Here is a 24,570-nt window from a genome sequence, read left to right on the forward strand (position 1 = left end):
AGACCGGCCACACAGCCGACATCAGCTGCTCTCAGCGCACTGCCAGGACGGCATCGGCTTGCTGCCGGCTGACGCCGGAGCCGATCACCGCGGCAGACTGCGGGCCCAGGCGGGTCGCACAGAAGACGTCGGAGATCACACCGGGTGCGGTGCGTAGCAGCAACGAGGCCTGCAGAAGCAGGGCGAGCTCACTGGCCAAACGGCGAGCGCTGCTCGGCTCCAGATCTGAGGAGAGCCGGCGCTCCAGGCCCGTCAAGGCAGCGTCGTAGCGGGTGTCGGCACCGCGGGCCTCGGTTAGTTCGGTCCGCAACGCGGTCGCGGCTGCCTCGTCACGGGTCAAGGCCCGCAGCACATCGAGCGCGATCACGTTGCCCGATCCTTCCCAGATCGAGTTGAGCGGGGACTCCCGGAACAGCCGCGGCAGGCCCGATTCCTCGACGTATCCATTGCCACCCAGACATTCCAGTGCCTCTCCGACGACCATCGGCGAGCGCTTGCAGACCCAGAACTTCGCGGCCGCCACCGCGATCCTGGTGAGGGCCTGCTCGGTGTTGTCGACCGCCGCCGCCAGCCGGAGGAAGGTGGCCGTGGCGGCCTCGGACTCCAGCGCGAGATCGGCGAGCACCGCTCGCATCACCGGCTGGTCGATCAGCTGGGCGCCGAATGCGGATCGGTGCTCGGCGTGATGCCGGGCGAGCGCGTACGCAGCGCGCTGACCAGCGGCCGAGCCGATCACGCAGTCCAGGCGCGTCATGGTGACCATGTCGATGATGGTCCGTACGCCCTTGCCCTCATGCCCGATCAGCCAGCCCACGGTCTGGTCGAACTCCACTTCTGAGGAAGCGTTGGACCGGTTGCCGAGCTTGTCCTTGAGCCGCTGCAGAGCGAAGGCGTTCCGCTCCCCGCCGGGCAGCACTCGCGGCACCAGGAAGCAGGAGAGTCCGGCGCCCTCGAGCTGGGCAAGCACCAGGAAGAGATCACACATCGGCGCCGAGCAGAACCACTTGTGCCCGGTCAACCGATAGCTGCCGTCGGGCTGCTCGACCGCACGAGTGGTGTTGGCCCGGACATCGGAACCGCCCTGCTTCTCGGTCATCGCCATCCCGGCGAGCAGTCCGGGCTTGGTCAGCGGGTCGACCAGTCCGGGCGCGTACGCCTTGGCGGTCAGCCCCGGACCGTACGCGGCAGCCAGCTCAGGATTGTGCTGCAGCGCCGGCCAGATTGCGTACGTCATCGAGATCGGGCAGCCGTGCCCGGCCTCGACCTGACTCATCAGGAAGAAGCCGGCCGCCCGACGAAGATGCGCATGCGGTTCGGGTGATGCCCAGGGGGCAGCGTGCAGGCCGTTCTCCACCGAGGCCTGCATCAGACGGTGCCAGGCGGGGTGGAAGGAGACCTCGTCGATCCGATGGCCAAAGCGATCGTGGGTCCGCAGCACTGGCGGATTGGCGTTGGCCTGCTCGCCCCATTCCTCGACCTCTGGTGAGCCGGTCAGGCTGCCCAGCTCGGCCAAGGAGCGCTCAGTCGACTTTCCGGCGTAGTGCGTCTGTCCGGCCAGCAGCCCTCGGTCGGTCTGCAGCAGATCGGTCGGCCGGAACGGCGGAACCTGATTGAGCACCTCGTGCGTCGCTGCCATGTCCTCATCCTGCCGCTCGGACCAACTGCACGACTCGGTCGATCTGGTCTCAGGTCCCTGGGTTCAGGACAACCGCGGGAGACGTACCTCACTGGCCAGCACCTCGTCGCCGATCCGCAGTGGCGCGATCAGTCGATCCCGGCGCAGCGTGTGCAGCGCGGCGAGCATCCGGTCGCGGAGCGTCCAGGGATCGATGGTGTTGACGTAGATCTTGGTGCCGCCCTCGAATCCCGCGGGCACCGAGATGCGCCACTTCAGCACGATCCGCCACGGCATCGGCCGATCGAGTCCGGGCGGCCGGTAGTGCCACTCCTCGTTGGTCGGCACCGCCGGCCCGGTGGCGGCGTGCAGCGCGTGCAGCAGGTCCGCCATCGACGCTCGCTCCGCCACTGACTGCTCCCAGGGCAGCTGGTGCAGCGAGGTGGAGTAGACCTCCAGACTCGGATAGCGGTGTCCTACCCCGGCCAACGCGATCGCATGGTCGTTGGCCGCCACAACCAGGTGCTCCTTCACGGCCAGATCGAGCACGGCGTGCTGATAGAGCTGCGGGTCTCCGCTCAGCAGTGCGGCCTCGTGCCGCACCTGCGGTCCGTACGAGTCGATCGCCACCAGCTGCTTGTGCAGATGCTCCAGCGAGGCACCCGCCGGTGGCAGCCAGTTCTGGAACACGGCGACGTACGCGGCGGCAGGTTGGGCGCGGAAGATGTCGGCGAGTGTGTCGACGGTGTAGGAGAGGACGTCGGCGTGCTCGGCCGGGGTCATCGTGCCGGAGGCGGCGAGCTGGTCGCTGGTGGCTGCTCCATCGACCACATGACGCCGAGGGACGATCACGTCGTGGGAACCGGCCAGCAGGTCGACGGTCGCTGCGATCAGCGCGGCCCGATCGTCGCGGGCGGGAGCCGGTGGCCCGCCCATCCGGTGCCGGAAGCCGAGAATCGCGGTGATGTGGTCGATCCCGAGCGGATCGGCCAGATAGTCCTCCGCCCAACTCAGGACCGCGGGCGACGGCCGGAAGCCGTGGTTCAACCGCCAAGAGCGGGTCGAGACGATCTCGAACAGATTCGCGAACCGGCGTGCGGCAGCCACGCCCTGCTGCAGCCTCGCTGGCAGCCGACCTCGTTCGATCCTGGCGTCGAGTCCGGTACCGATCAGCCGGGACTTCTCCGGCGTGGTCTCGAGATAGCGCTTCGGGCAGAAGGAGCACAGCCGGTCGGCGTCGTCGCCGACCAAGGGGTGCGACGACGCGGCGGCGTGGCTGATCGGGCGGTTCGCCCGACCCGGGATGGTCCACACGTACGTGCCGGTGAGCGGACCGACCTGACGTACGGTGCCGTCCTCCAGGCGGACCAAAGGCTGAACCATCGGCCAAGCATGACAGTGCTACGTCTGGTTGCGGCTGGATGCGGTCGAGTCTGGAGCGGTCGAGGTGTCACCAGGACGCGGTGCGACCAACCCCGGTCAGCCGGATCACCGCCTCACCGGCTTCGTCGCTGGCGGCCAGGTCGACCTCGGCGGTGAGTGAGTAGTCGTGATCGCCCTCGGGATCGTCCAGGATCTGGCGTACCTGCCAGGTCGCCGGCTGTCGGTCGATGATCAGCAAGGCCGGGCCGCGGGCATTGGCGCCGGTCTGGATGGTCGTGTGCTCGGCGAAGTAGTCGACCATCGCCGACTCCCAGCGGGCGGTGTTCCAGCCCGATTCTCGGTCCAGCTCGCCGAGCTCGTACCAGTTGCGGCGTGCCGCGAGCTCCACCCGACGGAACAGCGCATTGCGGACCAGCACAGTGAAGGCACGAACGTTGGTAGTGACCGCCGGCGGGCGACGGTCCGCCTCGGCGACCAGCTCGGCCTCCGGATCCGCCACGCCGCGGAGCGGCACAGAATCACCCTGCCGCAACTTCTCCCACTCGTCCAGCAGGCTGGAGTCGACCTGGCGGACCAGCTCTCCCAGCCAGGCGATCAGGTCCTCCAGCGCCTCGGTCCGCTTCGTCTCGGGCACGGTCTGCCGCAATGCCTTGTAGGCATCGGCGAGATAGCGCAGCACCAGCCCTTCGGCTCGCGCCAGCCGATAGAACGCCACGTATTCGGTGAAGGTCATCGACCGCTCGAACAGGTCGCGCGCCACCGATTTGGGCGCCAGTTCGTGATCGAGCACCCAGGGATGGCTCCGCGCGTACGCCCGATAGCCCACCTCGAGAAGCTCGGCCAGCGGCTGCGGATAGGTGACGTCCTCGAGCAGCTCCATCCGCTCCTCGTAGTCCAGTCCCTCCCGCTTCATCGCCTCGACGGCCTCACCGCGAGCGATGGAGCGCTGCGCCGAGAGCACCGGCCGGGGATTCTCCAGGATCGACTCGATCACCGAGAGCGCATCCAGGTGATAGGTCTCCGACTGCTGATCCAGCAGATCGACCGCAGCCAGCGCGAACGGCGACAACGGCTGGTTCAGCGCGAAATCGGCCTGCAGGTCGACGGTCAGCCGAGCCAACCGGCCCTGGTCGTCAGGCCGGTCCAACCGTTCCACCACGCCGGTCTGGAGCAGCCCGCGATAGATGGTCAGCGCATCGTGGACATGCTTGCGACGGCGCTTGGGAGGCTCGTCATTGTCGGTCAGCAGCTGCTCCATCGCAGTCCAGCAGTTCCCTGGCCGGGAGATGACGTTGATGATCATGGCGTGGGTGACCGCGAAGCTGGACTCCAACGGCTCCGGCGGTGCGCTGATCAACCGCTCGTACGTCGGCTCGCCGTAGCCGACCGTACCTTCCGGCGGCTTCTTGCGGACCACCTTGCGGCGCTTCTTCGGGTCGTCGCCGGCCTTGGCCAAGGCTTTGAGGTTGGCCACCACATGATCCGGCGCCTGCACCAAGACGGTGCCCGACGAGTCATACCCGGCGCGACCGGCCCGGCCAGCGATCTGGTGGAACTCGCGGGCGGTGAGTAACCGCGGCTTCACCCCGTCGTACTTGCTGAGCGAAGTGAACAGCACCGTGCGGATCGGTACGTTGATGCCGACGCCGAGGGTGTCGGTGCCGCAGATGATCTTGAGCAGCCCGGCTTGGGCGAGCAGCTCGACCAGCCGACGATATTTGGGCAGCATGCCGGCGTGATGCACACCGATGCCGTTGCGGACCAGCCGGGACAGCACTTTGCCGAAGCCGGCGGCAAACCGGAAGTTGCCGATCAGATCGGCGATCTGGTCCTTCTCCTCACGAGTGCAGACCCGCAACGAGTTGAGCGCCTGAGCCTGTTCGATCGCCGCGGCACGGCTGAAGTGCACCACGTAGATCGGCGCCTGGTGGGTGGCCAACCGTTCCTCGATCGTCTCGTGCACCGGCGTGGTCACCCACTCGTAGTGCAGCGGCACGGGGCGTTCGGCCGAGGTGATCACCGCCGTCGGCCGACCGGTCCGCCGGGTCAGATCCCGCTCGAATCGGGTGACATCGCCCAGCGTGGCCGACATCAACAGGAACTGGGCATCGCGTAGCTCCAGCAGTGGCACCTGCCAGGCCCAGCCCCGATCGGGCTCGGCATAGAAGTGGAACTCGTCCATCACCACGCTGGCAATCCGTGCCTCCGGGCCCTGACGAAGTGCCAGGTTGGCGAGCACCTCGGCGGTGCAGCAGATGATGTCGGCGTCGGCGTTGACCGAGGCGTCGCCGGTCATCATGCCGACCCGCTCGGCACCGAAGATCTCGGTGGCGGCGAAGAACTTCTCGCTGACCAGGGCCTTGATCGGCGCGGTGTAGAAGGTCCGACCGCCCTGCGCCGCGGTCGCGTACTCCAGACCGGTCGCCACCAGGCTCTTGCCGGATCCGGTCGGCGTCGCCAAGATCACGTTCGAGCCGGTGACCAGCTCCAGCAGTGCGTCGTCCTGGGCCGGATAGGGCGTCAGCCCGCGTCCGGCGGCCCAGCCGACGAACGACTCATAGATCGCATCCGGGTCCGGGCCGACAGCAGCGGGATCCAGCAGGACGGTCGCGATGGTCAGCCCCGTCCGACGAACGGCATGGTGGTGGCCATCACCGTCATCGACAAGACATTCGCCTCGGGCGGCAGACTCGCCATGTAGACCACCGCGCGCGCCACATCGGCCACATCCATCCGCGGCTCAACCAGCTTCTCGTGATTCGCCTGCAGGATCCCGTCGGCCATGTTCGTGGTCAGATCGGTCGCGGCGTTGCCGATGTCGATCTGGCCGCAGGCGATCCCGTATCGCCGGCCGTCCAATGCGGTGGTCTTGGTCAGTCCGCTGATCGCGTGCTTGGTCGTGGTGTACGCCACCGACAGCGGCCGAGGCGCGTACGCCGAGATGGAGCCGTTGTTGATGATCCGGCCACCCTGCGGGTCCTGCCGACGCATCACCCGGAACGCCTCGCGGGTGCACAGGAACGCGCCGTTCAGGTTGACGTCGACGACCGCCTTCCACTCCTTGACGTCGAGCTCGTCGATCTCCGACGCCCAGGCACCCCGACCGGCATTGTTGAACAGCAGGTCGACCCGCCCATAGCGCGTGACCGTCCGCGCGAACAGGTTGTGCACCGAGGTCGGGTCGGTCACATCGGTGACGCAGCAGTCCAGGTCCAGCTCCGGATGCTCGGCGACCAAAGTGGTGAGCGGTTCGGACCGCCGGCCGGCCACCACGACGGTCCACCCGTCACGAGCCAGCGCCAAGGCCGACGCGGCACCGATGCCGGAGCCCCCGCCGGTCACGATCGCGATCCGCTGCCCGGCCGCGTCCGGGGTCGGTGCCGGGGAGGAAATGCTGGCTTCAAGGCTGTCTGCATCGCTCACCCACGAAACGCTAGCGGCACCCGCTGACAATCCGATCAGCGGCTCGACTCTTGCTCGGGTTGTCGGCCTCGCTCGGGTCGGTTGGCTGGACGGGTTGCCGGAGTCTCATTTGTCACATCCGTCACTTCCCTACCAGATTGCGGAACGAGCGGCACCCTGTTCGTGCCTTCGTGGTTCACCGAAAAGGAGAAGTGGTCCTCGAAAAGGCGCGGTTACAGGTCAAACGGGCGATTTGACCTGCAACTGCTCCTTCTCGGTGGACCTGCCCCAACCCTTGTGATCGAATACGTAGCCGATTAGCATCAGAACATGTATTCGATCAGCGAGGAGCAGGTGGACAGTCACACCGCCGGGCAGAAACTCGCCGGTCCGGCGGCACGAAACCGCCTCGGTCTTGCACAGGGACGGCCCCGACCAGACTCAGTGCGGGGCGGCCGCCTCGGTCTTGCGCAGCGAGAGCGCCAACCCGACGGCCACGGCACCGATACCCGCGGCGACCGCGAACGACAGATGCAGCCCGGACACCTCGGCGGCTACCGCCTCGGTGCCACCGGCCTGGGCAGCCACCATCCGCAGCGTCATGACCGCCACGAGCAAGGCGACGCCCGCGGCACCCGCTACCTGCTGCATGGTGGACAGGATCGCGCTGCCGTGCGAGTAGAGATGCGGCGGGAGCGGATTCAGGGCGGTGGTGAACGCGGGCGTGAACAAGAAGGCGAACCCGGTCGACAGCACCAGGTGGATGCCGAGCAGCACCGGAACCGGCGTCGTCGGGGTGACCTGGGTCAGAGCGAGCATCGTGAGCATCAACAAGGTGGCACCGCTGGTGGCCAGCCAGCGCGGGCCGTACCGGTCGAACAGCCGGCCGACGAAGGGTCCGAGCAGACCCATCAGCAGCCCGCCGGGCAGCAGCAGCATCCCCGTCCCGAGGGTGCTCAGCCCACGGATGTTCTGGAAATAGATCGGCAGCAAGATGATTGCCCCGAACAGCGCGACCGCGGCGATGACGAGCAGCGCGACGCCGCGACGGAACATCGCGTAGCCGAACACTCGGAGGTCGAGCAGCGCACCCTTGCCCTTCACCAGCGCCTGCTGGCGCAGCACGAACAGCACCACGCAGATCACCCCGATGCCGAGCGCGACCGGCCCGAGCCAGCCGACGCCACCGTTGCTGGACTCGCCGAGCTGACTGAGCCCGAACACGATGCCGCCGAAGCCCGGCACCGACAACAGCACCGAGACGATGTCCAGCGGCTGGTCGCCCTCGGCGTTCACGTTGGTCAGGCCACGAAGCCCGAAGACCAAGGCGGCCAGGGCGATCGGCAGCACCAGCAAGAACATGAAGCGCCAGGGCAGATACTGCAGGATCAGCCCGGACAGCGTCGGCCCGACTGCCGGCGCCACGGAGATGACGATGCTGACATTGCCCATCACCGCGCCTCTCCGGGACACCGGGACCAGAGTCAAGATGGTGGTCATCAGCAGCGGCAGCATGATGGCGGTGCCGCTGGCCTGCACGATCCGGCCCAGCAACAGCACCCAGAATCCTGGAGCAATGCCGGCGAGCAGAGTGCCGGCGCTGAACAGGCCCAGCGCCATGCCGTACATCCTGCGAGTCGAGAACCGCTGCAGCAGGAAGCCGGTGGTCGGGATCACCACGGCCATGGTGAGCATGAACGCTGTGGTCAGCCATTGCACGGTGCCGGCCGACAGGTGCAGATCCTCCATCAGCACCGGCAGCGCGACGCCCATGATGGTCTCGTTGAGGATGACGACGAAGGTCGCCACCAGCAACGTCGCGATCACATTGCGGTGGCGGCGAGGCAATTTTGTCTCGGCGACAGCGGCCGTCGTCATGATCATGCTCCTGTAGGTCGGTCTGGAGGGCCTGGATCAGGCCGACGGCGTAGGATCATCGCAGACATATGAATCAAGAGCAGCCCGTTTATTCGTCCCAGCAGCATCCCGATCCCCTGCCCGGCATGCCCGTCGCAGGCTCAACCACCGGACCGCAGCCGGCATTCCCGCCTGCAGCACCGTCTCCATACCCAGCACCCCCATACCCGGCTCACGCGCCGTACCCAACCCAGGGGTATCGACCGTTGGGACCGACGGCGTGGCGTGACCCACTGCCACCAGCCGGCAGCGAGTACCACCGGTTCTTCCGCACCCCTCGCAATGTGTGGTGGAAGGGTGTGGTGGCGATCGGGAGCTTCGTCGTCGGCTATCTGCTGATCACCAGTGCGCTCACCGTCGCGGCCATGATCATCGACTTCGCCACCGGACGCGCCGCCTGGGAATCGGTCAGCACCGGGGCCGTCGAGTTCACCCCGGCGCTGTTCCTGGCCACCAATATCGGCAACGCCTTGGCGATCCCGCTCGCCATGCTGGTCCAGTGGCTGGTCTGGGGTCAGCCGGTCCGCTGGCTGCACTCGGTGACCGGATACGTCCGATGGCGGCTGATGGCACGCAGCGCCCTGATCGTGGTGCCACTGTGGATTGCCTACATGGTGATCTCAGCGGTGGCGTTTCCCGCACCGGCCGGTACCCCATCAGGCGGCGGCTTCACCGCCGAGAGCGTCGCGCTGCTGATCATCATGCTGTTGACCACGCCACTGCAGGCGGCCGGTGAGGAGTACGGGACGCGTGGCCTGATCATGCGAGCTGCCGGCTCCTGGGTGGCTTCCCCGCTGCCCGGCCTGATCATCGCTGCCCTCGTGCCGTCGGTGCTCTTCATGCTCGCCCACGGCGCCGGCGACCCGTGGCTGAACGTCTACTACTTCCTGTTCGGCGTCACGATGTCGATTCTCGCCTGGCGTACGGGCGGACTCGAAGCCGGCATCGTGCTGCACGCGGTCAACAACATGCTGGCCTTCGGCGTCGTGATCCTGGCCGGCCAGGAGATCAACCTGGACCGCAGCGCCGGAGTCGGCGGCGCCTTCATGCTGGTGCCGATGGCGGCGTTGCTCATCGTCACCGCGGTGCTGGTCCTGTTCGCGCGGCGGTGGCAGGTGCAGCGGACCTATCAGCCGATCAGCCCAGCGTGATCAGTGGAGGGTGATCAGTCGGCAGGGTGATCAGTCGGCAGGGTGAGGTTGTGAGCTCATCATGGTGTCCTCCTGCCGGTTGCCGTCGTGATGATGCCGCGCCTCGAGCTTGATCACGTGTAGTACGGCATTGATCAGGGCCAGATGGGTGAACGCCTGCGGGAAGTTGCCGAGATGCTGGCCGGTGTGTGCGTCGATCTCCTCGCCGTACAGGTTCAGCGCCCCGGCGAACGACAGCAGCTTGGCGCACAGTTTGCGGGCCCGCTGATACTCCCCGATCTCGCAGAGGGCTGAGACCAGCCAGAACGAGCAGATGGTGAACGAGCCCTCTTCGCCGGAGAACCCGTCGTCGGTCTCCTCCACCTTGTAGCGCAGCACCAGGTCGTGCACGGTGAGCTCGTCGGCGATCGCCAGCACCGTGGCGCGGATCCGCGGGTCGTCGGGCGGCAGGAACCGGAGCAGCGGCGCCAGCAGCAGCGATGCGTCCAGGGCAGTGGTGTCGTAGTGCTGGGTGAACACCCCGCGCTTGTCGACGCCGTGGGTGAGGATGTCCTCCTTGATCTCCTCGGCGGCCAGCTCCCACTCCTGCGCCTTGCCCGTCTCCCCCATGATTCGGGCCAGCTTCGCGCCGCGATCCACCGCGACCCAGCACATGATCTTGGACGAGGTGAAGTGCTTCAGCCCGCCGCGTACCTCCCAGATCCCGGCGTCGGGTTCGCGCCAGTGCTTGAGCGCCTCGTCGACCTGCTTGTTGAGGATGGGCCACATCCGCCCGTCGAGGTGGTCGGCGGTCTTGGCGTGCAGATAGACCGAATCCAGCAGGGCGCCCCAGACGTCGTGCTGCTGCTGGTTGTATGCGGCATTGCCGATCCGGACCGGCCGGGAATTGGCATAGCCCGGCAGATGGTCCAGCTCGTACTCGTCCAGCTCCCGTTCCCCGGCGATGCCGTACATGATCTGGACGTGGTCGTCGCGGGTCGCCACATCGGCGATGAAGGAGAAGAAGTCCAACGCCTCCCAGTCGAAACCGATCGAATAGAGCCCCCACAGCGCGAACGTCGCGTCCCGCATCCAGGTGTAGCGATAGTCATAGTTCCGGCCACCACCCAGGGTCTCGGGCAGCGAGGTGGTCCCGGCGGCAGCAATGGCGCCGGTCGGGGTGTAGGTGAGTCCCTTGAGCGTGAGGGCGCTGCGTTGCAGGTAGGTCCGCCAGGGATGATCCGGGAACTTGCCCCGGGCCAGCCAGTGCTGCCAGTGATGCGCGGTCCAGACCTGGCGAGAATAGGCCTCGGCGTACGTCAGCGGCGGCGGCTTGCTGCCCCACGACAAGGCAACGAAGCGGGTGTCCCCCTCCTTGAGCAAGGTGCGAGCATTCGCCTGCCCACCCTCGAAGCCCAGCCGCAGATCGGTGGTCAGGGTCAGCCGGAGATCCTCACCGTCAGCCGTCGCCTGGCCTTGGTGGTAGCCGTGCTCGGTGTAGTCCCACGAAGCGGTCTTGCGGCCGTAGTCGAACACCGGCTCGCACTCCATCGAGACCTGCACCTCGCCAGAGACGCAGCGCACCGTCCGCAGCAGCACATGCTCCGCGTCATAATCGGTCGGCGTCCGACGGTGGGTCTTGGACCGGGTGTCCTCATGCCGCCACGGGCCCATCAGCAACGCGTCCCGGACCACGATCCAGCCGGTCGGCGTGCCCCAGCTGGTCTCGATGATCATCGTGCCCGGCAGATAGCGGACGTCGGCCGGCACCTCGATATCGACCGGTGAGATCCGGAACGCGCCGGCATGGCGCCCGAGAACCCGGCCGAAGAGGCTCGGCGAGTCGAATCGTGGCACGCACATCCAGTCCACCGACCCACCCGGAGAAATCAGCGCATTCACCTCACCGTCGCTGAGAAACCCATAGTCGGCGATCGGCACCAATCGGGCTTGGTGCGGTGGGGCCGTGTTTCCGACCGGATGAGATGGGGCTGCCTGCTGACTTTTCGACGTTTTGCTGGTCGCCATAGGAGGCAGCATGGCGGCAATGTGATCTCAGGCGCAATAGGGCATGCGAAAAGAACGTGCCACGATAGGGCGGCACAAGTCGTACGAGCAACCTGGGATCGGCGTCCCCGGGAGAGGACGAGGATGAGCGGGAATGCAACCTATCGGCTGAGCAACACCACCATCTTGGCGGCCTGCGCGGTCGAAGCGCCGATCGTGGCGACGTCCGCCGCCTTCGACGAGCGGCTGGCCGAGACCTACCGGCGGGTGGGGACCAGGCCGGGTCTGCTGGTGCGGCTGGCCGGCGTGCAGGAACGTCGCTGGTGGCCGGAGGATGTGACCTTTGCCGATGCGGCGGCGATGGCCGGAGCGAAGGCGCTCGCCGAGGCCGGGATCCGACCAGAACAGGTCGGTGTGGTGATCAACACCTCGGTCTGCCGCAGCCATCTGGAGCCCTCGGTCGCGGTCGCGGTCCACCACCAGCTGGGGCTGCCGACCAACTGCTTGAACTTCGACGTCGCCAACGCCTGTCTGGGCTTCGTCAATGCCATCCAGCTGGCGGGCACCTTGATCGACTCGGGTCAGCTCGACTACGCGCTGATCGTCGACGCCGAGGGCTCGCGCCAGATTCACGAGCTGACCCTGGACCGGTTGTCGTCACCGACCGCGACCGCGGCCGAGTTCAAGGAACAGTTTGCGTCGCTGACCATCGGCTCCGGGTCCGCCGCCTTCGTGTTGGGTCGGGCCGATCGGCACCCGGAGGGTCATCGGGTGATCGGCGGCGCCAGCCGGACCGGCTCCGAGCACCACGATCTGTGTGTCGGCAGTCTGGACATGATGCGAACCGACAGCAAGAAGCTGTTCGATCATGGCATCGCCTTGGCCGTGGCGACCTGGGAGGACGCCAAGGACGAGTTCGACTGGGACGGTGCCGTCGACTGGTTCATCGCCCACCAGACCTCGACCGTGCATCTACGAGCGATGGCCAAAGCGGTCGGTGTGAGCTCGGCTCACTTCCCCACGACGGTGGAGAAGTACGGCAACATGGGCCCGGCCGCCGTGCCGTTCACCCTGGCCCACCACGCCGACCGGATGCGGGCCGGGGATCGCATCGTGCTGATCGGCATCGGCTCAGGGCTGAACACCTCCTTCGCCGAGATCGTCTGGTGAACTCCGCAAGGACGGCAGCGGCGCCGTTGTTGGACGGCCTGCCCGGAATCGATCCCACCTGGTCACGGCGGGTCGACGTGCCCGACGCCGACCAGATCGTGAGGACCTGGCACTTGCTGGAGCGACCAGCCAACTCCGAATCGCCGATCGGCACCATGATCTGTCTGCACGGGAATCCGACCTGGTCCTACCTGTGGCGCCGCTTCCTGCAGCTCGCGCCGGACGGCTGGCGGGTGATCGCTCCCGATCAGCTCAGCATGGGCTGGTCCGAGCAACTCGAGCAACCGCGCAGTCTGGCGCAGCGGATCGACGATCTCGCTCGGTTGACCGAGGCGCTCGGCGTGACCGGACCGGTGGTCGCCGTGGCACACGATTGGGGCGGGCCGGTGCTGCTCGGCTGGGCCGAACGCCATCGCGATCAACTGGCCGGCATCGTCTTGACCAACACGGGCGTCGCGATTCCGGCCGGCACCACCCTGCCCCCGCTGATCCGGATCGCCCGCTCTGCACCGATGTTGGAATCGGTCTGCGTCCGCACCCCGGCCTTCGTCCGGGGTGCCACGGCGATCTCCCGGCCACGACTGCCGAAGGAGATCCGCGACGCGTACGCCAGTCCGTACGCGATCGCCGGCCGTCGTCGGGCCGTCCGGGACTTCGTCGCCGACATCCCGCTGGAGTCCGACCATCCCAGCCGGGCTGCGCTCGACCAGGTGGTCGACGGACTCGCGAATCTGGCAGACGTGCCGACCCTGCTCGCCTGGGGCCCCCGCGACCCGGTGTTCTCGATCCGCTATCTGCACGATCTGCGTCGCCGGCTCCCCCAGGCCGACATCCAGCTCTATCCCGCCGCATCGCACCTGGTCGTCGAGGATGCGCCCACCGCGGCCGCCGACATCTGGGAGTGGGTGCAGCAGGCACCCCTCTCCGCCGACCCCCACCGGGCTCTCCGGCACCCGGCCGACCCCGAATCCGAGATCACCACCGAGGTACGCCCGCTGTGGGCCGGGCTGCTGGAGCGGGCGGACGATCCCGCCACCGCAATCGCTGAGCTGGGTCCGCGAGGCGTCGTCCCGATCAGCTTCGCGGCGCTTGAACGCCGGGTGGCCGACCTCACGATCGGGCTGGTCCGAGCCGGAGTCGGGCCGGGCCAGCGGGTGGCCGTGCTGGTTCGGCCGGGGATCGACCTGACTGTCGCGGTGTACGCCTGCTGGCGCGCCGGAGCCGCGATCGTGGTGGCCGACGCCGGTCTCGGCCTGCGCAATCTTGGCCGGGCGCTGCGCAGCGCCGATCCTGATCACCTGATCGCCATTCCGGCCGGGCTCACCGCCGCCCATGCCCTCCGCGTACCGGGGCACCGGATCGTCGCCGGCGATCTGCCGCCGATCATGCGGGCCCGGATGCGAGTCAGCCACACACTCGCCGAGCTCGAAGAGCTTGGCCGGCACGCGCGCCAGCTCGATCAGCGGGCCGGCATCCCCGAGCTGACGCCCCCCGCTGAGCTGACTGAGCTGGCCGCGATTCCGCCCAGCCCCGGCCCAGACGCCGAGGCAGCCGTGCTGTTCACCTCCGGCGCCACCGGTCCGTCCAAGGGTGTCGTCTATCGGCACCGCCAGCTGCGTGCGCAGATCGACCTCTTCGGCCGGGTGGGCGATCTCCGACCGGGCGCCCGGCTGGTTGCCGCGTTCGCACCGTTCGCGCTCTATGCGGCTGCGCTGGGCGCGGCCGCCGCAGTGCCGGACATGGATGTCACCAAACCCGGCACCTTGACGGCGAAGGCGCTGGCCGAAGCGGTCGCCGCGGTCTCGGCCACGGTGGTGTTCGCCTCGCCCGCTGCGCTGCGCAACGTCGTCGCGACCGCAGACGGGCTGACCGACGACCTCCGCGCCCAGCTGGGCAGCGTGCGAATCCTGCTCTCCGCGGGAGCGCCGGTGCCGCTGCCGCTGCTGCGCCGAGTGCAGGCGCTGCTGCCCAACGCCGAGCTGCATACGCCGTACGGCATGACCGAGGCACTTCCGGCTACCGATGTCACCATGGCGGAGATCGAACAAGCGGTAGCCGAGGTCGGCAGCCGGGCCAACGGCGTCTGCGTGGGCCGGCCGGTGCCGGGCGTACGGATCGGCATCGCGCCGCTGGGCCCGGACGCAGTTCCCGCCGGCGAGCCGGTCGACGTCACCGACCGCACGGACCTCACCGATTGCACGGGCGAGATCTGCATCTCCGCGACGCATGTCAAGGACCACTATGACCGGCTCTGGCTGACCCAGCAGCGCAGCGTGGCCGCCGGCCAGCAGCAGGCTGGCCAACGACGGACGGGCTGGCATCGCACCGGCGACGTCGGCCATGTCGACGCGCGGCAGCGACTGTGGGTCGAAGGTCGGCTCGTGCACGTGATCACCAGCCCAGCCGGACCGATCACGCCGGTCGGCATCGAGCAGCGGGTCGAGGCGCTGCCAGGTGTCGAGCTGGCTGCAGCGGTCGGCGTCGGGCCCGCCGGCACCCAGCAGACGGTCGTCGTCCTCGTCCCGACCGGCGGCGCCACCGCTCGGCGGCCCTTGGCCCCGGCCGCTCTGGCGGCGAGCGTGCGGCAGGCCGCCGGCAGCCCCATCGCCGCCGTGCTGGTCACCGACCGGCTCCCGGTCGACATCCGACACGCCTCCAAGATCGACAGATCCCGGGTGGCCCGATGGGCTGAGCAGGTGCTGGCCGGAGATTCACTCCTGCATCGGGATCGCCGACCATGAGGGTCTTGCTGACCGGGGGCCGGAGCATGCTCGGGGCGGCCGTGGCGCGGCAGCTCGCCGACCGGGGCGACCAGGTGACGCTGCTGCAGCGCCGTCCTGCCGGGCTCGGGCTGCCCGAGGTCCTTGCCGACCTGGCCGATCCGGCGGCCGGCAGCGCGGTCCGCCGTGCTGTGGACGGTCAGGACGCCGTCCTTCATCTCGCCGCCAAGGTCGGCATCTCCGGCAGCTGGCCGGAGTTCGTCGCCACCAATGTGACGGGCACCGCCACCATCGTCGCCGCCTGCCGCGAGCTGGGCATTCCCCGCCTGGTGTACGTCTCCTCGCCCTCGGTCGCGCACAGTGGCTCGGCCTTGATCGGCGTCGGGGCCACGCCCGCCGATCCCGACCAGGCCAGCGGTCACTACGCCCGGAGCAAGGCAATGGCCGAGCAGCTCGCGCTGGCGGCCGATCAGCCCGATCTCCGGGTGCTGGCCATCCGCCCGCACGTCGTATGGGGTCCCGGCGACACTCAGCTCGTGGCGCGGATCGTCGATCGGGCTCGCCGCGGCAGCCTGCCGGTGCTCGGCACCGGAGCCGCGTTGGTCGACTCCACCTATGTGGACAACGCCGTCGACGCCACCGTCGCGGCACTCGATCGGGTCGACCAGGTGCACGGCTGCGCGCTGGTGATCACCAACGGCGAGCCGCGGCCGATCGCCGAGCTGATCGCCGGGTTCGCCATCGCCGGCGGCGCTCCGGCACCGCACCGCCACCTCCCGGCCGCTGTCGGGAGAGCCGCCGGTGGCGTGGTCGAGGCGGTCTGGGGCGCCCGTCGGCTCCTCGGCCGGCCGGCCGCCGACGACCCGCCGATGACCCGGTTCCTCGCCGAGCAGTTGAGCACCGCGCACTGGTTCGACCAACGGCAGACCCGCGACCTGTTGCGCTGGCAACCGCGGATCGACCTCGACACCGGCTTTGCCCGGCTGGCTGCGGCGTACGCATTCCGCCTGACCTGCAGGTAGCAACCACCCCCGTTCCGCGCGGCCCCGGCTCCAAAACGCGTGTGCCACAGTGAACAGCGGGGGTGTTACCCAGAGCACAGCGTCGCCGCCGGCGAGCGACCAGGGTTGACGTATAGCAACCAGAGCTCGCAGACGGGACAACGATCGTGACTATCTCTTTCACCACCATCGATATCGAGGATCTTGTCCACGGCGCCCGGGAAGGCGATCAGGACTGCTGGCGCGAGCTCGTTCTCCAGCACCAGCCGATCATCGATGCGGTCACCCGGCGCTACCGGCTCGGCCATGAGGACGCCGCCGATGTGAGCCAGACCGTCTGGCTCCAGCTGACCAGCCATCTGGACTCGATTCGCGAGCCACGCGCCCTGCCGGGCTGGATCAAGGTCACTGCGGAGCGCGAGGCGTTCCGGCTGATCCGGATCGGACGGCGGACGACCTCGCTGGAGCCCATCGCCGACTTCTACGAGGGACAGGCCAGTCCTGCTGAGCTCCGGTTCTCCAGCAGCGTCGAGGAGATCGACACCGACCTGCTGCGGACCGAGGAGCAGGCCGCGATCCGGGCGGGTCTGGCGACCTTGAAGGCCAACCAGCGAGATCTGCTGCTGATGCTGGTCGCCGAGCCGGCCGTGCCGTACGCACAGATCAGCACCGAGCTCGGACTGCCGATCGGCAGCATCGGTCCGACTCGGGCGCGCTGCCTGCGCAAGCTGCAGTCGGCACCATCGGTCCAGGCGTTGCTGACGACCGGCGACGAGGTGTTGCTGGCAGCGTGACCTGATGAGGTGCGACGCCCTCATTTATCGTGGAACTGTGAAATCCCCGACGATGGGCCCGCGACACCGGAGCCGAGCGTGACCAGCGCGGACACGGCCACGCAGCCCGTGAGCGACGCGCTGGCAAAGTACGCCATGCTGAGCGTCTACTACGACTCGATCGACGACCAGTTCACCGTGTCCGGTGCGCCATCGATCGCGATCCCACCAGAGGTCAAACCGCTTCCCTTGGCCGAGGCACTTGGGATCCTGCGAAACGATCCGGATCGGCTCGCCAAGGCGCTGTGGCAGATCGTCCGCACCACCCCGATCCGCCAGGCCCACGACGATGACCCGCGCTATCCCCAAGAGATCGAGCCGTACCTGTCGCGAGCGGACCAACTCGAGCTCGACGACGAGCGGATCAAGTACCGCCGGGGCGCCAGCTTGGTCAGCGCCTGTCTGCGGGCCTGTCACCACGATGACCGCCCGCTGTTCGACGCTCTCCGCCAGGCGACCGAGGTCGGAACACTGCGGCAGAATCAGGGCTTCAAGGATGTCGTTCGGCTGCTGTTCAACGAAGAGCCGGAGGCCTTCATCAGCCGGATCGACGAGCACTGGTCGGACACCTGGCGACAGATCGACGATGTCGAGCGCGAGGTCGGCATCGGCATCGCCGCCTATGTCGAGCAGTTGGCCGCGACCGCGGCGTACCAGGCCTTCATCGAGAAGCGTCCACGCTGGCGCAATGACACCAAGCGGGCTCCGCTGACGGTCTATCCGGTGTCCTCGGTGATCAAGCAGAGCACCGAACAGCTGTGGACCAGAGCCACCGTGACCACCCTGGCCACCGGCAACTATCACGACCTGTTGAAGGCCGCCGATCCGGCCAACTGGCACGACGGCAGCGACGTGATCAGCCGATCGGACTACATCAGCGACCCGATGCGTCCCGATGACCACTCGCAGACCGCACCGAAGCCGGGGGTCACCGGATTCCTGCACGAGGTGGCGGCCATGACCTGGGGAGATGACCAGGCGCAGCGGGCTGAGTTCCGCAATGTGTTGAACGTGACGCAGTCGGTCGAGAAGCCACCCCGGCCCGCGCGGCCCACCATCAAGGTCAAGTTCTCCTTGTGCCGCAGCATCTCCAGCGATGTCTTGTGGGATCACCGCCGCGGCGGCATCACGATGAACGAGGGCTTCCTGCGGATCACCCCGCTCGGCCGAAGCCATTGGCGGATCACCTCCCGTAAGCTGCTCAAGTTCAGCGACCGGACGCCGTACAGCGGTGGCACCGGCCTGACGGACTTCGGGCAGATGCTCAACTACCTCGCCCCCGCGGCCTTGAGCTGGTGGGTGGAGACTGAGACCTACAGCCTGGGACAGCGGGCGGCAGCCAGTCAGCTGTCGGCCCCGACCAGCGAGGATGGAGCAGCATGAGCGAGAACGAGAAGAAGTCGACGACATCGACTGCCGATCAGCAGGCGGTCAAGGACGCCTGGAATCAGGTCGGCATCTACATGGAGACGGCCCAGCAGACCTGGACCCGCCTCGCCCAGCGGAACTTCGACTTCTGGAAGGACGTCGCAGGCAGCCTGCGGACCGGTCCCGTCACCGCGGACACCCTCGCCGCCAACACTGCCCGTGCCATGTCGGTCGCGATGGAGACGGCGCAAGATCTGTGGCTGACCGCTTTCGAGCCGGCCCAGCGCGAGGTGTACGCGCAGACGCTGCCCACGGCGTTCATGTACTTCACCAAGAATCCCGATCAGTCGGGCGGCCACGACAATCCCGATCCGGTGCACATTCCGGTCAACCACCAGCGCGAGACTCTGGCCGACTCCGCCGAGATCACCATCAGCGGCAATCCCACCGATCCCAAGGCGTCGGCCGGCAAAGCACTCCGCGCGCTCGACCTCCGGTTGCGGGCCAACCGGGACGGCAGTGCCCGCTCCTATCTGTTGGAAGCCCTCAACTTCGACGCAGCCGAGAGCAAGCTGATCGCGGGCACCTACGTCGGACTGATCTATCTGACCGGTCCGCCGCTGCCGCTGGCGAACCTGCGAGTCGTGGTCGAGTAGCCGTCACCGGTCCGGGGGATGCGAGGATGTCGGATCGAGGGTCGTAGGAGTCTGTCAAGTAGTGATCGCCATGATGCAGCCGCCGAGGCACCGGCATGCCTAGCTCGCGGATCGCGAGCCGGATCGCCGACCTGCTGAGTGATGCCCAGGAAGCGCGAGACGCCGGCGACTGGAAGACCGCGAGCTCCTTGCTGGACGCGGTCAACGCGCTCGACCCGGGCAACGCGGACGCGGCCGCGATGCGCGCGGGCGCTGCCACCAGACGGCAGATGACGCTGCTCTTCTGCGACGTCGTCGGCTCCACCGAGCTCGCCGACCAGCGCGATCCGGAGGAGGTCACCGCGATCATCGAGCAGTATCGCGCGGCCTGCGTCGAGGCGGTCGCCGAGTTCGACGGCTACATCGACGATCATCGTGGCGACGGGATGCTGGTGCTGTTCGGCTATCCGCAGGTCGATGAGGACGACGCTCGGCGCGGCGTGCTGTGCGGACTGCAGATGGTCGAGCGGGTGCAGCGGCTGTCGGTCGCCGGGTTGCCGGGCTCACGACTGCAGGTCCGGATCTCGGTGCACACCGACCTGGTGGTGGTGGCCGATGGCATCACCGGGTCGACCGCCAACGAATGCGCCCGCATCCAGGCGCTGGCCGCGCCGGACACCGTCGTGATCAGCGACACCACCCAGGACCTGGTGTGGCCGTGGTTCGAGACCGAGTCCCTCGGCCCTCAATCGCTGCGCGGCGTCTCGCGTCCGATCGAGGTGTTCACCGTCAAGGCCGCCCTGCCGGCTCCTCGTGGCCGGACCTGGCGAGACCGGGTCAGCCCGTTCGTCAACCGGGAGGCGGAGTTCGGCAAGATGGCCTGGCTGGCGCCAGTCCCATTGCCGTCCGGCAACGACAGCGATGACAGCCCCGACGCCGACGGCCCAGCCCCGGCGGACGATCAGGAATCCGCCCCCACCGTGGCTCGCGCGGTCTGCGTGATCGGTCCGGGCGGCATGGGCAAGACCCGGTTCACCATGGAGACCGCGCGCCGGTTGGGTCTGCGGCCACTGGTCTGCGCCTGCTCGCGGATGCAACGAGATGTCAGCCTGCACCCGTTCCGGGATCTGCTTGCCCAGGCCTGCGGCATGACGGTCGACGATCGCCCCGAGGTCCGGTTGGCGAAACTTCGGGCCCGGGTGCAGGCCACGAGCAGCAACCCGGAGCCTGAGCCGGGCACCGATGCCGCTGCTGGTGGCGACCTGCCGTTCCTCGCGGCAGTGTTCGACATCGGATTGGAGTTGATCTCGCCCCCCAGCGAGGTGCAGCCGGACCGACTGCGCCGCCAAGCACTGCTCGCCGCCGCGCAGCTCGCCCACGCTCATGCCGGCCGGGAGCCTTCGTTGGTGTTCGTCGACGACATCCAGTGGGCAGATCAGTCCACCCTCGACCTGCTCGCCGTGCTGCTCACCCTGCCTGAGCTCAAGATCGTCATCGCGGCGCGCGACGGGTACGAGCCACCCTGGCCGGAGACGCTGGTGCGGCGCATCGTGCTCAACCCGCTGGACGCCGACGCGACCACCGAGCTGGTCCGCCACGCTCCCGGAGCGGCCATGCTCAGTCCGGAGCGGAGTCGCGAGCTGATCGAGCGCAGTGACGGGGTGCCGCTGTTCGTCGAGGAACTGCTGGTGACGGCGGCTCAGACCGAGTCCGGTGGGATCCCGCACCGCTCGCTGCAGTTCAGTGCCTACAAGATCCCGCCCGCGCTCCGCGATCCGCTGCTGGCTCGGCTGTCCCGTCCCGAGGTCGATCTGGAGCTCGCGCAGCTCGCCTCGATCATCGGTCGCGATGTCGATCGGGACCTGCTGCAGCGGGCCGCGGGAATCGAGAACGCCGAGTTCGAGCGCCGGCTGCGGACGCTGCTGGACGCCGGTCTGATGGAGCTGACCGGCGCCAAACTCCGGTTCCGTCACGAGCTGATCCGCGAGGTCGCGTACGAGACGCAGCGGCGTACCGTCCTCCGGGAACGGCACAGCACCCTCGCCGATCTGCTGGCCAGCGGCGAGGGCGCCGGGCATCGCGCCACCCAGGTCGCGGCCGCCCATCACCTCGAACGCGCCGGGCGTCTGGCCCACGCCGTGGCGGCCCATATCCAGATCGCCCAGGCCGATCAGGCCCTCGGCGCTCACGAGGAAGCGGCGGGACGGCTCACGCGCGTGCTCGAGCTGCTGGAGCCGACCCCGGCCGGGCTGGAACGTGACCGCACCGAGCTGGCGGTCCGCGAGCTGCGGAGCTTCAGCGCAGTCACGGCGCGTGGCTACGCCGCGACGGAGACCGCCGAGGACTATCCACGCTGCCGGCAGCTGATCGAGGAGTCGGTCCGCGACGCCGAGGTGCTGCCGTACCTGATCCGACAGTGGACCTATTACAGCGCGCGCGGCGATTTCGTCCAGGCCGAGGAAATCAACAACGACGTCATCCGCCGGACCGAAGCCGCCGGGATCTATTTTCCTGGCGTCTCGCTGGGCAAGGGCGTCGTCGACTTCTTCCAGGGAGACTTCGCCGAAGCCGCCAGGCAGCTGCGCGACGCCGTGGACAACGGTTGGACCGCCGACCTGCAGCTGCCGCCGGAGTGGACCCTGCCGAATGATCCCCGGGCCGCCGCCTTCGCGCATCTCGTGCCGACGCTGGTGGCGCTGGGTGACCGCGCGGCTGCCGAGCAGGCTGCCGACGAGGGACTTGCGCGCGCGGAGTCGCTGCCTTACCCCATCGGCCCCTTCAGTGGCCAGTACGTCGACAGTCTGCTGGCCACCGCACGCAGCATGGACGGCGACCCCGTGGGCGCTGCCGAGATAGGCCAACGCCTGGTCAAGGTCGGGGACCGCCACGGGTTTACGATCTGGAGCCTGTCGGGTCGGATGCACTGTCTCTATTCCGGGATCCGGCTCGGCGATCACAGTCTGCTGCCGGCATTCGCCGAGACGGTCGACGCCTGGCACCACGTGGTCGCGATCGACTCGTGGACACCGCAGTGGTTCGCCGATCTCGGCTTCGCTCACCTGCTGGTCGGTGATGCGACCTCGGCGCTCGCCGCGTTCGACCGGTCGCTGCAGATCGCGTACGCCAACGGCAGCCGGTTCTATGAGGCTGAGGCCCTCCGCGGCCGGGCCCAGGCCAAGTCCGCCCTCGGCCGACCCGGTGCGCTGGAGGACTGTCGGCAGGCACTGTTCGTGGCCGAGCGGCAAGGGGCGAAGCTGTTCGCAGCTCGCGCACACGATGCCCTGGCCGTCACGGCATGAGTGGGTCCGAGCCCGCTCGCCCTCGCAAGATCGCGATCATCGGGGGCGGCATGGCCGGCATGACGGCAGCCTGGCGGTTGAGCCACGCGGTCGGCGAGCCGGACCAAGGACCGATCGAGATCACCGTCTACGAGCAGAGCTGGCAGCTCGGCGGCAAGGGCGCCAGCGGCCGTGGCGTCCACGGACGCATCGAGGAGCACGGCCTGCATGTGTGGCTCGGCTACTACGAGAACGCGTTCCGGCTGATCCGCGAGGTCTACACCGAGCTGGACCGTGCGCGCACCGCCCCGGGGTGTCCGATCAAGACCTGGCGGGACGGGTTCGCACCCGCCGGCCGGGTCGGCGTCGAGGAGAAGACCGGACAGAGCTGGCAGCACTGGGTCGCCACCTTCCGGGCCACCAGCGGAGAGCCTGGCGATGCCGGCGCGGTGGGCGGGACCGCGGCGCCGGCGGAGTTCCTGCGCCGTGCCGTCGGGCTGCTGGCCGACTTCTCCGCCTCGCTGCTGGAGATGCGCGCCGCCGACCAGGCCGCCTCGACACCGGCGGTCGTGCTGAGCGGGTCTCCGCAACCGCCGCCGATTCCCAGAGCGGGTCGCCGGGATCTCGGCGGGTTGCTGCAACAGGCCCGCTTCGCGGCCGTGATCGCCACCATCGAAGGGATCCGGTTGCTCGGGGAGTCCGTGCCACCGGGCATGTTCGATGCGCTCACCGAACAGCTGGACCGGATGCGGGTCGACCTGGATGTCGTGGTCAGTCGCGGGGATCCGAGCCTGCGACGCCTCGGCGAGCTGGCCGACCTGGTCGTCAGCTGCTGCCTGGGCATCGTTCAGGACCGGCTGCTGACCGATCCACGGGGCTTCGGAGCGATCGACGATCTCGACTTCCGCGACTGGCTGCGTCGGCACGGGGCACGTCCTCCCACCTTGGAGTCGGCCCTGGTCCGCGGCATGTACGACCTGGTCTTCGCCTATCGCAACGGCGACCGGACGCAGCCGCAGTTCTGCGCCGGGCTCGGTCTGTTCCTGGCCGGCAAGTTCTTCTTCGACTATCGCGGCTCGCTGTTCTGGCACCTGCAGGCCGGAATGGGTGACGTCGTGTTCGCCCCGATGTATCAGGTGCTGCGAGCGCGCGGCGTACGGTTCGAGTTCTTCCATCGACTCGACCGGCTGGTGCTCGACGCGGATCGACAGCAGATCGCGGGTCTCCGCCTGACCCGGACCCGCTCGGTGACAGCGGCGGAGTATGCGCCGTTGATCAGCGTCGAGGGCCTGCCCTGCTTCGGTGCTGAGCCCGACGAGACGCAGTTGATGCCCGGCGACGAGTCCACCGAGTTCGAGCTGCGGGCCGGTGACGATTTCGACACGGTCGTGCTGGCCGCCTCGATCGGCTCGCTGCCGGAACCCTGCGTGGAGCTGATCGAGAGCTCGGCGCGCTGGCAGGCGATGATCGCCGATGTGGCGACGGTCGCCACCCAGTCCCTGCAGCTGTGGCTCCGACCCGCCGAGGCCGCCCTGGGCTGGAGCTTCCCCGCTTCCACCGTCAGCGGCTATCTGCCGCCGTTCGACACGTACGCGTCGATGACCCACCTACTGGCCCGGGAGGCGTGGCCGGAGAAGAACCGGCCGGAGACGCTGGGCTACTTCTGTGGCTCGCTGCAGCTGAGCGATGCCGCCGCTGATCCGGTCGAGGTCGTCACGACCAACGCGATCCGATTTCTCGACCGGCATGCTGGACACTTCTGGCCTGCGGCAGCCAGTTCCACCGGCTTTCGCTGGGAGCTGCTGGCCGACGGCACGAGTTCGCCGACCGAATCTGGCCGACGGCTGGCCGGGCAGTACGTCCGGGCCAACGTCACCGGATCCGAGCGCTATGTCCAGTCGATACCGGGAACGCAGCGATCCCGGCTCCGGGTCGACGAGTCCGGCTACCGGAATCTGGTGCTGGCCGGCGACTGGACCAACTGCGGGCTCAATGCCGGCTGCGTCGAGGCGGCGGTGCTCAGCGGTTTGGAGGCGGCGAACACGGTGCTCGGTCGCCCGTTGATGAGCGATGTCTCCGGTTCCTGGTACGGAGTTGAATCGTGAGCAGGG

General features: G+C 68.3%; 15 protein-coding genes. 9 read left to right on the top strand and 6 right to left on the bottom strand.

The window, feature by feature from the left end:
• Positions 1-31 precede the first annotated feature (31 nt).
• The 5 genes from MLP_RS24495 to MLP_RS24515 all read right to left on the bottom strand — a co-directional run bounded on the left by MLP_RS24495 (position 32) and on the right by MLP_RS24515 (position 8,278).
• Positions 32-1,636, bottom strand: coding sequence for an acyl-CoA dehydrogenase family protein (locus tag MLP_RS24495; RefSeq protein ID WP_013865916.1), 1,605 nt, complete (start codon positions 1,634-1,636; stop codon positions 32-34).
• A 63-nt stretch (positions 1,637-1,699) separates the two neighbouring features.
• Positions 1,700-2,998 (bottom strand): DUF4921 family protein, encoded by a 1,299-nt coding sequence (locus tag MLP_RS24500; RefSeq protein ID WP_013865917.1) that lies wholly within the window; start codon positions 2,996-2,998, stop codon positions 1,700-1,702.
• Between the two features lie 67 nt (positions 2,999-3,065).
• Entirely contained in the window at positions 3,066-5,618 is a 2,553-nt protein-coding gene (locus tag MLP_RS24505) for a DEAD/DEAH box helicase (protein WP_049804674.1), read from the bottom strand.
• The gene (locus MLP_RS24510) at positions 5,615-6,421 is read right to left on the bottom strand and encodes an SDR family oxidoreductase (RefSeq protein WP_013865919.1); all 807 of its coding nucleotides are present in this window, start codon (positions 6,419-6,421) and stop codon (positions 5,615-5,617) included. The genes MLP_RS24505 and MLP_RS24510 overlap by 4 nt, the downstream gene beginning before the upstream one ends.
• Positions 6,422-6,841: 420 nt before the next feature.
• On the bottom strand, positions 6,842-8,278 hold the full coding sequence (locus MLP_RS24515; RefSeq protein WP_197536470.1) for an MDR family MFS transporter: 1,437 nt from the start codon (positions 8,276-8,278) through the stop codon (positions 6,842-6,844).
• Between the two features lie 245 nt (positions 8,279-8,523).
• Between MLP_RS24515 and MLP_RS24520 the strand changes: the two genes are divergently transcribed.
• The gene (locus tag MLP_RS24520) at positions 8,524-9,468 is read left to right on the top strand and encodes a CPBP family intramembrane glutamic endopeptidase (protein WP_013865921.1); all 945 of its coding nucleotides are present in this window, start codon (positions 8,524-8,526) and stop codon (positions 9,466-9,468) included.
• Between the two features lie 30 nt (positions 9,469-9,498).
• Here the strand turns inward: MLP_RS24520 and MLP_RS24525 are convergent, their stop codons facing one another.
• A complete protein-coding gene (locus MLP_RS24525; protein WP_013865922.1) occupies positions 9,499-11,388 on the bottom strand; it encodes a glycoside hydrolase family 15 protein in 1,890 nt (629 codons plus the stop codon).
• 210 nt (positions 11,389-11,598) lie between these two features.
• On the opposite strand from MLP_RS24525, the gene MLP_RS24530 reads away from it, so the two are divergent.
• The 8 genes from MLP_RS24530 (at position 11,599) to MLP_RS24565 (ending at position 24,564) form a co-directional block, all read left to right on the top strand.
• Positions 11,599-12,624 (top strand): 3-oxoacyl-ACP synthase III, encoded by a 1,026-nt coding sequence (locus MLP_RS24530; RefSeq protein WP_013865923.1) that lies wholly within the window; start codon positions 11,599-11,601, stop codon positions 12,622-12,624.
• Entirely contained in the window at positions 12,621-15,365 is a 2,745-nt protein-coding gene (locus MLP_RS24535; protein WP_013865924.1) for an alpha/beta fold hydrolase, read from the top strand. Before MLP_RS24530 ends, MLP_RS24535 begins: the two co-directional genes overlap by 4 nt.
• Positions 15,362-16,366 carry an NAD-dependent epimerase/dehydratase family protein gene (locus tag MLP_RS24540; RefSeq protein ID WP_013865925.1) on the top strand — a complete coding sequence of 335 codons (1,005 nt, stop codon included), beginning with the start codon at positions 15,362-15,364 and terminating at the stop codon, positions 16,364-16,366. The genes MLP_RS24535 and MLP_RS24540 overlap by 4 nt, the downstream gene beginning before the upstream one ends.
• Positions 16,367-16,512: 146 nt before the next feature.
• Positions 16,513-17,139, top strand: a complete 627-nt coding sequence (locus MLP_RS24545) for an RNA polymerase sigma factor (RefSeq protein ID WP_013865926.1) — start codon at positions 16,513-16,515, stop codon at positions 17,137-17,139.
• Between the two features lie 78 nt (positions 17,140-17,217).
• Positions 17,218-18,561 carry a hypothetical protein gene (locus MLP_RS24550; protein ID WP_013865927.1) on the top strand — a complete coding sequence of 448 codons (1,344 nt, stop codon included), beginning with the start codon at positions 17,218-17,220 and terminating at the stop codon, positions 18,559-18,561.
• Entirely contained in the window at positions 18,558-19,202 is a 645-nt protein-coding gene (locus MLP_RS24555; RefSeq protein ID WP_013865928.1) for a hypothetical protein, read from the top strand. Before MLP_RS24550 ends, MLP_RS24555 begins: the two co-directional genes overlap by 4 nt.
• 95 nt (positions 19,203-19,297) lie before the next feature.
• A complete protein-coding gene (locus MLP_RS24560) occupies positions 19,298-22,480 on the top strand; it encodes an AAA family ATPase (RefSeq protein WP_013865929.1) in 3,183 nt (1,060 codons plus the stop codon).
• Positions 22,477-24,564, top strand: a complete 2,088-nt coding sequence (locus MLP_RS24565) for an FAD-dependent oxidoreductase (RefSeq protein ID WP_013865930.1) — start codon at positions 22,477-22,479, stop codon at positions 24,562-24,564. The genes MLP_RS24560 and MLP_RS24565 overlap by 4 nt, the downstream gene beginning before the upstream one ends.
• The last annotated feature ends 6 nt before the right edge of the window (positions 24,565-24,570 follow it).

Origin of the sequence: Microlunatus phosphovorus NM-1 (genome assembly GCF_000270245.1) — a bacterium.
Classification (GTDB): domain Bacteria; phylum Actinomycetota; class Actinomycetes; order Propionibacteriales; family Propionibacteriaceae; genus Microlunatus; species Microlunatus phosphovorus.